This window comes from Nocardia sp. MH4 (assembly GCF_019266065.1).
GTDB lineage: Bacteria > Actinomycetota > Actinomycetes > Mycobacteriales > Mycobacteriaceae > Nocardia > Nocardia canadensis.
The window spans coordinates 17,145-30,428 of sequence record NZ_LPNR01000056.1 but is presented as its reverse complement, the minus strand read 5'-3'; the positions used below and the strand labels follow the sequence as shown (position 1 = coordinate 30,428).

Genomic DNA, 13,284 nt, shown 5'->3' with positions numbered 1-13,284 from the left:
CGGCCTCGGCGGCGAGCCGGGCCAGCGGCCGGACGATGGCCCGGATGCTCGCGAACACCAGCGCCACCTCGGCGGCGATCGCCAGCAGCGCGGCCAGCGCGAACCCGGCGAGGATCAGCGCGGCGTCGCGGCGCAGGTCCGCGGCGCGGGCGCGCACATCGTCGCCCACCGTCTGCTGCACGGCGCGCTGTGCGTCGATCACCTCGGTCATCCGCGACCACCAGACCGCCGGGTCGACGGGCTCGACCAGCGGACCCGCCGTCGAGGCGATCGCGACGTTCTCCGATTCGGCTGCCCGCGTGGCGCTCTCCCCGGCCAGGACCGCGTCGAGCCGATCCCGCTGGGCCGGGGTGGCGTCGCGGTCGAACTGGGTCAGCGCGGCGTTGCGGGCCGCGCGGATGTCGAGGAACTGCACGTACTCCCCCGCCGCGAACTCCCCGGCGGCGAACACCCCGTTGAGGAAGCCGCGTTCCCGCGCCGTGAACTCCTTCGCGTCACCGAGGGCGTAGAGCGCCTGCAGACCGTGGCGCACCGCCGGATCGCGGGCCTGGTCCAGACCCAGCGCCAGCCGGTTCATCGCGTCGATGCTGTCGGAGTAGAACTGGAAGGCCGCCTGCCGCGAGACCGTGCGGGTGTCGATCTGCGAGCGGACGCCGGGCAGTCCGGCCAGATGTCCCAGTGCCGAGCGCACCTCGCCCGCGCCGGGCGGATCGGCCTCGACGATGCCCGCCAGGTTCCGCAGGGCCGCGTCGGTGCCGGCCCGCTGGTCGGTGACCGGCTGCACGAGCCGCTGATCGCCGCCGAGCAGGCCGTTGCTCAGGCCACGTTCGCGCTGCACCTGATGCACCAGATCCTGGGCCGCCAGCGCCACCGCGACCGCGTCCACCGTCTCGCCACTGCGCCGGTAGGCGCTGATCTGCCCGGCCATCGTCAGCCCGAGCAGGGCGAGCACCAGCACCAGCGAGACCGCCAGGATCCGGGCGAGCTGACCGGAGATGGTGCGCGGCCGGATCAGCCTGCCGCCCGCGGCCTGCCGACGGGAATGTGAACGCACCACCTGCTCCTTTGAAACACCGGCGGGTGGAATTCCCGGCGGCCCAGCGAAAGTCAGGTGCCAACTTGCACTGCCCGGCGAGCACGGTCAATCCGGGACGGCGTAAGAACGTGTTTCGTGCACTGATCTCAACATGCCGGAAATCAACGGGGCTTCCTGTGTCCGAAAGCTCACAGCCCCCACGGCAATTGCGTGACCGATCCGTCGAACGCGCGACACAGAGCGAGAAATTGCGGACGTGACGTCGCCCACAATCTTTCGGCGGCGCGATTTCCGAATGCGACACCGGCGAACGCGCGCGAGTCAACCGATCCGAAATGAACGATAGCGAGACGATGCGCGAATTCCCGGGATATTCGGGTAATTCGAAACCGAACGGTGATTACTCGCCGGCGAGAATGCCGAGCACCTGCTCGGAGTAGAAGAACGGCTCTAGCCGCTCCCGAATCAGCCCGGCCAGCACGCCGTTGCGCTTGGCCGCCTCGATGACGGCGGGACCGTAGCGCAGGATCTCGGTGCTGATGTCCTCGGCGGTCAGGCCGAGTTCGGGCAGCATGGCCGAGAGCGTGTGCTTGCCGTACTTGGCGTAGAACACCTCGACGCACTCGCGCACGAGCATCCCGAAGTATTCCTTCTCCCTGGTCGTCACGGCGATCTCGTAGCAGATCTGGACCAGTTCGTTGAGGTCCTTCTGGGTCAGGTACTCACGCAGCCCTGCCACCGGCTCGTCGGCGTGCAGGTCCCAGAACTCCATGGCCGCCGAGTGCACCGGGGCGTCGCGCAGCATGTCGCGGATGGCGTTGTTGGTGCGCTTGAGCGCGAACAGCGCGCCCTTGCCCGCGAGGTCGCCGACAAAGGTGCTGTCGGCGACCTTCTTGGCACGGTTGGCGGCCGACTGACCCAGCGACATCAGCGAGGAGACACCGGGGATCTTCTCGGCGCGCTCGCGATTGGCCTGCATGAAGTCGCCGATCAGCTTGTCGACGAAGCGGGCCGCGACGGTGGCGACGAGCGGGCTCTCGGTGAGCCGGTCCAGGATGCGCTCCTGGGCCTGGTGCATGCCGAAGATCTTCTCCAGCAGCGCCTCCACCGGCTCCCGGTCGACGACGTCGCCGAGGGTGTATTCGGTGTTGGCGGCGATGTGGTCGTAGATCGCGTCGGAGAAGATGCCGACGGTGTCGGCGATGACCGGGCTGCCGCCGATGCGGTCGAAGACCGTGGCGACGGTCTCCGCACCCTGCTCGAGCGAGACGACGTCACCGAAGACGATGGTGTCGCCGACGGCGAGCACCGCGGCCACGTCGCGCGCGATCACCTCGGCGAACCGTTCGCCGGTCACCTCGGCGAGCAGGAACTCCACCTGCGCGTCGAGTAGTCGGTCGGCGATCTGGCGCGCCTGCGTCATCTGGGTCCACCCATCACGGTCGTTGCATCGGACGGGAGACCTTGCGGCTACTTGTCGTCGGCTCCGGAATCGTTGCGCTGCATCGATTTCCGGATCTGGTCCAGACGCTCGCGCGCGGCCTTCTCCCGCGCCTCCCATTGTTCGTCGGCACTGCGACCCGCGGGGGTCTGCCGGTCGAGCTCATCCCTACCCTGCGCGGTGCCGAAGCGCCGCTCGACCTTATCGCGAACCGCGTCGAAAGTCGGCACTCCGGAAGTGGAATAGCCGCCGGTCACAGTGGGTGCGGCCGTTCCGGACAGGCCATGCGGTACCGGCGGTACCGGCATGACGCCTCCGACCTGCTCGGATGCGACGGAGACCACATCGGCGTCCACGACCTCCGTGTCCAGAGTCACAGGCGAACCGGTGTCGGCATGACCGGCCTCGACCTGGGCGAGCGCGGCGGCGACGGCACCGAGGCCGGGTCGTCCGGCGACGGCGGCCCGCAGCACCGACACCAGTTCGGCGTCCGGCAGCGCGGCCAGGTGGCCGAGGATCTCGCTCGTTTCGCTCATACCGCCAGGCTACGCAGACCGGGCCGACAGGCCCAGGAGATCAGCGCAGGAAGGTGTCGGTCCACTCGACGATGCGCCGCGGCCAGGCCGGCCCCAGCGCGTCGATGACGTCGTTGTGGCCTGCGCCGGGCACGACGACCAACTCCTTCGGCTCCCCGGCCGCGGCGAACAGGCGCTCGGCGTGGCGCAGCGGGAGCAGCTCGTCGCGGTCGCCGTGGAACATCAGCACCGGCACCCGGAGCCGGGCGATCCGGCGCAGGCTCGGGTAGGCGTTCGGGATCAGCGGTGCGGGCAGGAACGGATAGACCGACCGGGCCGCCGCGCGCATGCTGCTGAAGGTCGACATGAGCAGCATGCCCGCCGGCGGATACTCGGTGGCCAGCTCGAGCAGGACACCGCCGCCGAGCGACTTGCCCAGATACAGCACCCGCCGCGCGTCGACGCCGGGCTGGTCGAGCAGCGCGGTGCGCGCGGCTCGGGCATCGAGATAGGTGCCCTGCTCCCCCGGCCTGCCCGTGCTGTGGCCGAAACCGCGGTAGTCGAAGGCGAGCACGTCGAAACCGGCCTGGACCAGCAGCGCGATGATCGGCACCCGGTCGCCGACGGTGCCCGCGTTGCCGTGCGCGTAGAGGATGTGCCCGCGCGGGCGCTCGGCGCGCACGAACCAGCCGTGCAGGTCGACGCCGTCGACGGTGCGCATCGTGAGGTCGCGGTGGTCGAGGCCGAAGGCGGCCGGGGTCTGGGCCACATGCTTGTCCTGGTGATAGACCAGCGCGTTCAGGACCCGGGTCGCGGGATGACGGATCACTTGCCGCGGCCCGCCTGGAAACCGAAGTCCCAGTGGTAGAGCCGGGCGATCTCGATGACACCGCCGCCCGGCCGGCCGGCCGGCGGCCGGACGAAGGTGCCCTCACGCCGGACCACCAGCTCACCGTCGACGTTCTCCAGGACGGCGAGCACGGCGTCGCGGGAATTGTCGGTGCAGCCGTCGAGGGTCATCTCGATCGGGGCCGAGTTCACCGGATGCAGGGTGACGGTGGCGTGCACGCCACGGAAATCGCTCGCGCCGTCATAGATCGAGGCGAACACCAGGATGCGGCGGAAGGACTGGGTGTAGTCCAGGTTGATCGACAGGTTCTCGCCGGTGACGCCGGCGCCGGTGCGGTCGTCTCGGTCGAGGTGGACGAACGGCGGCTCGTACAGCGCACCGAAGCGGCGATCCAGCGCCCGCACCGACCCGATCGCGCCGTTGACCAGCTCGAAGAAGCAGCACAGGTCGAGGTCGATGTTCTTGCCACGCAGTTTGCCGAACAAGCGGCCGGACGCCGCCATCGAGGTCCAGTTGAGATTCACCCGCATGACGCCCCCGGTGGCGCCGTGCTTGGTGAGCGAGACCGAGGGGGCCTCCTTGGTGAGCGAAACCTTGGCCGGGTTCACCGGGGGTTGGGCGGGCGGGGCCGCATTCTGGCCCTGCTGCGGCGGGGTCGGCGAGGAAGGCTGCGGCTGGTGCGGCTGACCCGCGAGGTTTGACTGTGGCTGATTCGGCTGTCCGACAGGCCCATACGGCTGCGGATAGCCAGATTGCCCACCGGGCGGAGTGGGTGGCGGCGCGTAGAACCGCTGCTGATGCGGCTCAGCGGAAGCGAACCGCTGCGTCGGTGCCGCAGACTGCTGCTGATTCGGCTCCGCCGGAGGAGTTGGTTGCGTGAACGGCACACTTGCCTGCTGGTTCGTGTGCGTGGCGGGCGCGTAAGGCTGAGTGGGCGGCGGCGCATAGGGCTGCTGCTGGATCTGCTCGGACGGAGCAGACGGCTGTGCCGGTGGCGGGTAGGACTGCTGCCGGCCTGGAATGGCCGCCGCAGGGGACGGCGTGTACGCCTGCTGGTTCGGGTGCGGGGCCGAGGATTGAGTCGGCGGCGGTGGGTAGGAGTGTGGCGATTGCGGTGCCGGCGCGAATTGTGGTGCGGGCGAGGTGTGCTGGTGCGGCTGCGACGGTGGCGTGATGAGTTGCGACGGGGTGGCGGGTGCGTCGTCGACGGAGATCCCGAAGTCGGTGGCCAGGCCGGCGAGTCCGGAGTCGTAGCCCTGACCGACCGCGCGGAACTTCCACGCGCCCTGGCGGCGATACAGCTCGCCGAGGACGAGGGCGGTCTCGGTGGTGGCGCCGGTGCTGTCGAAGCGGGCGACCTCGGCGCCGGTGGCCGCGTCGAGCACCCGGATGTAGAGGCCGTGGAACTGGGCGAAAGTGCCCCCGTCGGCGGAGGCGGCGAGCACGATCGTCTCGATCTGCGGCTCCACCCGGACCAGATCCACCGACAACGTGTCGACGACGATCTGACCGTGCCGCTTTCCCTCGTGGCGGACCGCGCCCGAGGGGTGCACGGACTGGTTGTAGAAGACGAAGTCGTCATCGGAGCGCACCTTCGCGCCGGCCAGCAGCAGCGCGGACGCGTCGGCGTCGGGCACCCCCGCGCCTGATTGCCACCCCAGCTCGACTCGGACCGCGGCAGCAGGCACCGCGACATTGGCGCCTTTCATCATCGACACAGGTGCCAACCTATCCCGCCCGCGCACCGAGCCCAAGCCACGTCGCCCGTCGACATCGACCAGCTCACGCCCGCCGACATCGACCGAGTCACCTCGGTGAAGGCAGCCCGCCTCGCCGACGGAGCAGTCGGCACGATCGAGACGATGCTGCGGGCCGGAGCCCCGGCTGTACCGACCGCGATCGCTCTCGACGTGCCGTCGGCTGGATCGATCACGCCTTCGAAAGCTCGGCGGTGCGGTCGCCACCTTCCCGAGCACGCTCCTGGTGATGCCCCGGCGCCGATAGACGCGGCGGCACGATCGAGACGATGTTCGCCAGGGATGACCGGGGGCGTACCTGGATCGCGCACGGCGTGCTGTCGGCCGAGAGGGTCGCTTGCGCCTTCGGCACACTGGGCGACACGGCGGCTCGACCGCTCGACGTCCCAGCAGCGAGAGTCCCCCTGCAGCTCAGCAGCTCGACCGCCAGACGGTCCAACGACTCAACGACTCTGCGGCCCAACGGCTCAGCGGCTCAGCGGCTCAGCGGCTCAGCGGCTCAGCGGCTCAGCGGCTCAGCGGCTCAGCGGCTCAGCGGCTCAGCGGCTCAGCGGCGAGGATGCGTGGCGGGTGATGATCGGGGCGCAGTGTTCATGAACGTGGCACTGCGTCCGAGGCAGGTCGATCACGCTGTGGAGCAACGGTATTCAGCACAGGGTAGAACAGTCGATCCCGGTGACCGGGTCGCGAGTCCTGGTGGGCGGTGCGCCGATCGGGAACCGGTGGATGGGCAGCGGCCCGGTTCTAGCGTCTCGCGGATGAGTAATTCACTTGTTTCGCGGAAGCGGAAGTCGCTGTTGTCGTTGGTGTCCGTGCCGCTGCTGGCTGTGGGTTTGGTGGCGGCGGGGTTGGCGGGCCCCGCCCAGGCCTTCCCCGGCACGGGCGGTCCCACCCGGATCGATCTGCAGGGCGCCGCCAATGTCCGGGACCTGGGCGGCTACGTCACCTACGACGGAGCGAAGGTCAAGTCGGGCAAGCTTGTTCGGGCCGACGCGCTCGCCAAGCTGACCGATGCCGACCTGCAGAAGCTGGCGGCGCTGAAGCTCCAGAAGGTGATCGATTTGCGGACCCCGGCCGAGGTGCAGGCGATGGGCGCGGACAAGCTGCCCGCGGGGGTTGCGCTGGTGGCGCGCCCGATCGACGACGGCGGCATGTTCGTGAAGATGTACCAGGCCATCTCGTCGAAAGATCCGGTGCAGCAGCAGAACATGCTGGGCGACGGCAAAGCCGAGCAGATCATGCAGAACGTGTACCTCAACTTCTTCACCCCCGACGCGCTGGGAAAGTTCGGCCAGTCGGTTCGGGATCTCGCGGACACCGCGAACGCCACCCTGTACCACTGCACCGCCGGGAAGGACCGGACGGGATGGCTGTCCTACGTGACGCTGCGGGCCGTCGGCGTGCCGGAGTCGGTGGCGCGACAGGACTACTTGCTGTCGAACCAGTATCGGGCGGCGGCCGATGCCGCCCTGCGGGCTCAGCTGCAGCAGGCGGGCATCATGCAGAACCCGGACCTGTTGATTCCCCTGCAGGAGGTGCGCGACGCCTATCTCGACGTGGCGCTACAGCAGATCGACGAGAAGTTCGGCGACTTCGGCAAATACCTCACCGACGGACTCGGGCTCGACGGCTGGACCCTGATGAAACTGCGCAAGAACCTGGTCTCCTGACCGCGGGTACGACGAAGGCCGCCCGGCACCATGCCGGGCGGCCTTCGGTCGGTAAATCAGCCGCGCAGTTCGGCGCCGACCGCGGTGCCCGCCGCGGCGACGGCGGCATCGCGCGCGGCGCTGGCCTCGTCCTCGGTGAGGGTGCGGTCGGTCGCGCGGAAGCGCAGCGCGTAGGTGAGGGACTTGCGGCCCGCACCGGCCTGGGCGCCCTCGTAGACGTCGAACAGCGCGATGTCCTCGAGCAGGTCGCCACCGCCGGTGCGCAGCGCCGATTCGACGCTCGCGGCGGGCACGGCCTTGTCGACGCTGATCGACACGTCCTGCAGGACGGCGGGGAACGCCGACACCGTGGGCGCCGGACGGGCCTCGGTCAACGGCAGCGCGTCGAGGTCGAGCTCCAGCGCGCAGGTGCGCGGCGGCAGGCCGGCGCGCTCGAGCACGGCCGGGTGCAGCTCACCCGCGTGACCCACCACGACGCCGTCGACGACCAGTTCCGCGCAGCGGCCCGGATGCCACGGCAGGTGCGCCGCGGCCCGGCGCTCGACGGTGACACCGGCGGCGTCGGCGACGGCGTCGACCAGGGCGAAGGTGTCGGCGGCCTCGGCCTGGCGACCGGGCCCCCAGGGTCCGCGCGGGTCCCGCTTGCCGCTGAGCACCGCGGCCACGTGCACCGGCTGCGCGGGCAGCGACGCGTTGAGCTCGGCGATCTGCTCGTCGGTGGGACGACGATCCACCGGCAGCGCCTCGACCGCGTGGGTCTCGGCGCCGGGCAGCACGACCTGGGCGATGCCGTAGATCGTGAGGTCACGGGCACCGCGGGAGATGTTGCGGGCGGCCACTTCCAGCAGACCGGGCAGCAGCGTGGTCGCCAGCTCGGGACGCTCGGTGTCGAGCGGGTTCAGCACCCGGGTGGTGTGCCTGCGCGGATCGTCGGCGTCCAGACCCCACACGTCGAACACTCCGGCGGGCAGGAACACCGGCGCGGGCACCTCGACGCCACCGGCGAAGGCCAGGGCCCGGCTCACGGCCCGGCGGCGCTTCTGCGCGGCGGTCAGGCCGCGACCGGCGGGCGCGGACGGCAGCACCGACGGGATCTGCTCGAGACCCTCCAGGCGCAGCACCTCCTCGACCAGGTCGGCGGGCTGGGCCAGGTCGGGCCGCCAGCTCGGCGGCGTCACCAGCAGCTGGGTCTTGCCCGCGTCGTTGACCTCGATCTCGACCCCGGCGCCGATCTGGGCGAGCCTGCGCACGGCGGTGCCCGCCGGGTAGGTGACGCCGGCGACGCGGTCGGGCAGGTCGATGTCCATCGCGATCGGCGCGACCGGCGCCAGCGGCACCCGGATGTCGGTGAGCGTGGATTCGATGGTGCCGCCGGTGATCTCGGCCAGCAGCGTCGCCGCCCGGTCGAGCGCGACGATATTGATCTCCGGATCGACGACGCGCTCGTAGCGCTTGCCCGCCTCCGAGACCAGCTTGTGCCTGCGCGCCGTGCGGTACACCCGCAGCGGGTTCCAGGTCGCCGCCTCGAGCACCACGTCGGTGGTCTCCGGGCCGACCTCGGTGCTCGCGCCGCCCATCACCCCGGCCAGCGAGACGACACCGGAATCGTCGGCGATCACCACGTCCTCGGCGTCGAGGGTGCGCTCGGTGTCGTCGAGGGTGCGCAGGGTCTCGCCGGTGTTGGCCGAGCGAACGACCAAGCCGCCGTGGAGTTTCGCCGCGTCGAACGCGTGCAGCGGCTGGCCCAGCTCGAGCATCACGTAGTTGGTGACGTCGACGGCGGGCGAGATCGGGCGCATGCCGGACAGCATCAGCCTGCGCTGCAGCCACAGCGGGCTCACCGCGTTCGGATCGATCCCGGTGACCCGCCGCGCGCCGAAGCGGGTGCACTCGGCGTCGGCCTCGAGCCGCACCGGCCACGCCACCGCGTCGCCGTCGGGCAGGGTCCGCACGGCGGGGTCGGCGTATTCGAGGTCGAAGCCGCAGGCCAGTTCGCGGGCCAGGCCGCGCACCGAGAAGCAATAGCCGCGGTCGGGGGTGATGTTGAGTTCGATGATCGTGTCGTCGGTGCCCAGCAGCACGTTCGCGTCGTCACCGGGCTGCGCCGAGCCGGGCTCGAGCACCAGGATGCCGTCGTGATCCTTGCCGATGCCGAGTTCGGCGACCGAGCAGATCATGCCGTTGGAGGTATGCCCGTAGGTCTTGCGCGACGAGATCTTGAACCCGCCGGGCAGCTCGCCACCGGGCAGCACGACCACCACGAGGTCGCCGACCGCGAAATTGCGGGCGCCGCAGACGATCTCCTGCAGCTCGGGGTTGCCGACATCGACCTTGCAGAAGCGGATCGGCTTCTTGAACTCGGTCAGTTCGGTGATCTCGGCGACCCGGCCGACGACCAGCGGCTTGTCGATGTCACCACCGATCGGATCGAGCTTGTCGACCTCCTCGACCTCCAGGCCGACGCGGACGAAACCGGCATCGAGCTCTTCGGCGGACACCGACCATTCCGGGGTGGTGCGCTGCAGGATCTCGGTCAGCCAGGACTGCGCTACTCGCACGTGACTTTTCGCTCTCTCTCAGGACCGGATACCGAAGGGCAGGGTGAACCGCACGTCACCCTCGACGATGTCGCGCATGTCGGGGATGCCGTTGCGGAACTGCAGCGTGCGCTCCATACCCATGCCGAACGCGAACCCGGAATACACCTCGGGATCGATGCCGCTGGCGATCAGGACCTTCGGGTTGACCATGCCGCAGCCGCCCCACTCGACCCAGCCCGCGCCGCCCTTCTTGTCCGGGAACCAGACGTCGACCTCGGCCGAGGGCTCGGTGAACGGGAAGTAGTTGGGGCGCATCCGGGTTCGGGTGTCGGGGCCGAACAGGGCGCGCGCGAACGCGTCCAGCGTGCCGCGCAGGTGGGCCATGGTCAGGCCCTTGTCGATGGCCAGTCCCTCCACCTGGGAGAACACCGGGGTGTGGGTGGCGTCGAGCTCGTCGGTGCGGAAGGTACGGCCCGGGCACACGACGTAGATCGGCAGCTCGCGTTCCAGCATCGAGCGCACCTGCACCGGGGAGGTGTGCGTGCGCAGCACCTGGCGCGAACCCTCCGGGGCGATGTGGAAGGTGTCCTGCATGGTGCGCGCCGGGTGGTCGGGCAGGAAGTTCAGCGCGTCGAAGTTGAAGTGCTCGGTCTCGACCTCGGGCCCCTCGGCGACCTCCCAGCCCATGCCGACGAAGACGTCGGCGATCTGCTCGGAGATGACGGTGATGGGGTGGCGGGCGCCGACCGGCTGACGGCGCGCGGGCAGGGTGACGTCGATCTTCTCGGCCACCAGCACGGCCTGATCGCGCTCTTCCAGCAGCGCGGCGCGGCGGGCCTCGAACGCGTCGGACACGCGCTTGCGGGCGACGTTGACCCGCTTGCCCGCGTCGGCCTTCTCTTCCTTGGGCAGCGTGCCCAGCCCACGCTGAGCCAGCGCGATCGGCGACTTGCCGCCGATGTACTCGGTCTTGGCGACCGCCAGCGCATCCAGATCAGCCGCAGCGGCGAACGCCTTCTCGGCCTCCGCTGCCGCTGCCGCGAGTGCCTCCTCGGTCAGCAAGGCGTTCTGCTCGACTCCACTGTTGTCGTCGGCCACGATCGTTCGACTCTCCCCTGGGGATCGGTTCACGGGTGCGTCATTGCCTACCCGTATCGGTGCTGCATAAATCCTATGGGATCGGCTTCCCGCGATTCATCCGGATTACCGGCGGTGCGGTGGCGACCGTGCCAGCGCCCGCCGGAAGGTCCCGATCCGGACCGACAAGTCCAGGTCAGGCCGGTCTTCCCGACACGCGGACCACGATCGGCGCCACCCCCGAATTCGTGGGAACCGAAACGCCGTGAGTTCCGTCCAACCGTTCAAACACATCAGCGTGTTCGACTCGAGAACAGGACGACTCGATGCCGGAACAGACTCGCGATTCGACGCCGCCCCCGGGCCCTCGTACCCGCCGCACGGCCCCGGGTAGCGGCCTGGCCCTGTGCGGCCTTGGCATCCGGGGCCCTCGCCACCGTCCCTTCCCTCGCTCGGCGAGCCCCTGCTCGCATCGACCGGTCGAGCCACGGAAGACCGAGCCTGACCAGGACACTCCCCGACCGGAGGACATCAATTGACGCCGCGATGCGCAGTCAGCGCGACCCTCGGGGTCGTCGCCGACGAGGTCGGTGCTTGTCGTAGAGCGGCAGGCAGGCGGTGTCGAGTGACATCGAAAACGGCGCCGACAGTGCGATGGGGGCACCGAAATCACCTTCGACCGGATCCGGGTATGCGCCGGAATGCATCGTGGGAAGGGTCATGCGGTCGCTCCATTCGTGGAGACTGCCGTGCTCACCGATAGCGCGACCGGAGAGACGGACGAGGCGTCATCGTCTACGACGATCCACAGCAGGTCGTGGCCGTGCCGGCCGGGTCGGCCGCCGCCGCTCAGCGGTGACCAGGCGGAAACGGCGATGGTCCGCGGACCGAGCGGCCCGCGGACCATCGCCTTCGGGATCAGGCCGCCGGTGCGGTGTGCCGGGGCAGGAAGGCCGCGATGACGGCGGCGACGGCGACCAGGCCCGCGCCGACCCAGACGGCGGGCACGAGGCCGTCGACATAGGACTGGGGGTCGGTGTAGGCGCCGTAGGAGGCGAAGACCGAGGCCAGGACGGCGATGCCCATGGCGACGCCGACTTCGCGCACGGTGCTGTTGATGCCGGAGGCCATGCCCTGATCGTCCGGGGCGGCGCTGTCCATCACGATCGTGGAGGACGGGGCGAAGGTGAGGCCCATGCCGATGCCACCGAGGACGAAGGGCGCCACAAAATTGACGTAGGGCAGGTCGACGGTGATGATCAGCGCCATCCACGCCAGCGAGATCGCCAGGCAGACCTGCCCGGCGGCGATGAGCAGCCGCGGTCCGACCCGGTCGATCACCAGACCGGCCAGCGGCGCGACGACCATCGGCACCATCGTCCACGGCATGGTGCGCACGCCCGATTCCAGCGGCGAGTAGCCCTGGACCACCTGGAAGTACTGCGCCAGCAGGAAGATCGCGCCGAACACGCCTGCCGAGAACGCGAACGAGATCAGGTAGCTCAGACTCAGACCACGGGCGGCGAACATGTGCAGCGGGAGCATCGGGTCGGCGGTCCGGTTCTCCCAGACCACGAAGGCGGCCAGCAGCGCGCCGCCACCGATCAGGGCGGCGAGCACGGCCGGTGCGGTCCAGCCGTCGTCGGCGCCGTGGATGACGCCCCACACCAGCGCCAGCACACCGCCGGCCGAGAGCACCAGGCCGAGGAGATCGAGTTTGCGGGCGGCACCGAAGGATTCGCCGAGCATGCGGGCCGCGAACGGCAGCGCCAGCAGGCCGACCGGGACGTTCAGCCAGAAGATCCACTGCCAGTTCAGCCCGTCGACGACCGCGCCGCCGACCACCGGACCGACCGCGATACCGAGCCCGGCGATACCGCCCCAGATGCCGATCGCGGCGCTGCGCATCCGCTCGGGCACCGCCGCGGCGAGCAGCGTCAGCGACAGCGGCATCACCGCGGCGCCACCCGCGCCCTGCACGGCACGTGCCGCGATGAGCATCCACGGTTCGGTGGCCATGGCGCACGCCGCCGAGGCGACGACGAACAGGGCGATACCGGCCAGGAAGACCCGGCGCCGTCCGATCCGATCGCCGAGCGCCGAGGCCGTCAGCAGCAGCGAGGCGAACGAGAGCGTGTAGGCGTTGACGAACCATTGCAGGTCCGAAAGCGACGCTCCCAGTTCGGCTTTGATCACCGGCAGTGCGTTCGTCACGACGAGGTTGTCCAGCGTGACCATGAACATCGGCACGGCGACCGCGGCGATGACCGCGCCGAGCGGCTTGGCCTTCGCGACTGTCTCGCGCGGCGTCTCGGCGGTCGAGGTACCACCTGGATCGAGTGTCTGCGTCATCTCCGAGCCCTTTGGTTGTTATTCACTGATAACTAGCGATCATCGT

At 69.8% G+C, this 13,284-nt stretch carries 9 protein-coding genes; 1 reads left to right on the top strand and 8 read right to left on the bottom strand.

Annotation, left to right across the window (positions count from 1 at the left end; all coding sequences use genetic code 11):
* From ATM97_RS03940 to ATM97_RS03920, 5 genes are all read right to left on the bottom strand, one after another.
* On the bottom strand, positions 1-1,054 hold a 1,054-nt coding region (locus ATM97_RS03940; RefSeq protein WP_308248368.1), incomplete at its 3' end, for a nitrate- and nitrite sensing domain-containing protein.
* Between the two features lie 382 nt (positions 1,055-1,436).
* On the bottom strand, positions 1,437-2,459 hold the full coding sequence (locus ATM97_RS03935; protein ID WP_218716552.1) for a hypothetical protein: 1,023 nt from the start codon (positions 2,457-2,459) through the stop codon (positions 1,437-1,439).
* A 47-nt stretch (positions 2,460-2,506) separates the two neighbouring features.
* Positions 2,507-3,013 carry a hypothetical protein gene (locus ATM97_RS03930; protein WP_218716551.1) on the bottom strand — a complete coding sequence of 169 codons (507 nt, stop codon included), beginning with the start codon at positions 3,011-3,013 and terminating at the stop codon, positions 2,507-2,509.
* A gap of 40 nt (positions 3,014-3,053) precedes the next feature.
* A complete protein-coding gene (locus ATM97_RS03925; protein WP_308248367.1) occupies positions 3,054-3,821 on the bottom strand; it encodes an alpha/beta hydrolase in 768 nt (255 codons plus the stop codon).
* Positions 3,818-5,554 (bottom strand): TerD family protein, encoded by a 1,737-nt coding sequence (locus ATM97_RS03920; protein ID WP_255586950.1) that lies wholly within the window; start codon positions 5,552-5,554, stop codon positions 3,818-3,820. The genes ATM97_RS03925 and ATM97_RS03920 overlap by 4 nt, the downstream gene beginning before the upstream one ends.
* A gap of 803 nt (positions 5,555-6,357) precedes the next feature.
* On the opposite strand from ATM97_RS03920, the gene ATM97_RS03915 reads away from it, so the two are divergent.
* Entirely contained in the window at positions 6,358-7,269 is a 912-nt protein-coding gene (locus ATM97_RS03915) for a tyrosine-protein phosphatase (RefSeq protein WP_255586942.1), read from the top strand.
* Positions 7,270-7,325: 56 nt separating this feature from the next.
* Here ATM97_RS03915 and pheT read toward each other — a convergent pair whose 3' ends face one another.
* The 3 genes from pheT to ATM97_RS03900 form a co-directional block, all read right to left on the bottom strand.
* Positions 7,326-9,827 carry a phenylalanine--tRNA ligase subunit beta gene (gene pheT / locus ATM97_RS03910; protein WP_218716550.1) on the bottom strand — a complete coding sequence of 834 codons (2,502 nt, stop codon included), beginning with the start codon at positions 9,825-9,827 and terminating at the stop codon, positions 7,326-7,328.
* Positions 9,828-9,845: 18 nt separating this feature from the next.
* Positions 9,846-10,907, bottom strand: coding sequence for a phenylalanine--tRNA ligase subunit alpha (pheS, locus tag ATM97_RS03905; protein WP_218716549.1), 1,062 nt, complete (start codon positions 10,905-10,907; stop codon positions 9,846-9,848).
* A gap of 897 nt (positions 10,908-11,804) precedes the next feature.
* Entirely contained in the window at positions 11,805-13,238 is a 1,434-nt protein-coding gene (locus ATM97_RS03900; RefSeq protein WP_255586940.1) for an MFS transporter, read from the bottom strand.
* Between the last annotated feature and the right edge of the window lie 46 nt (positions 13,239-13,284).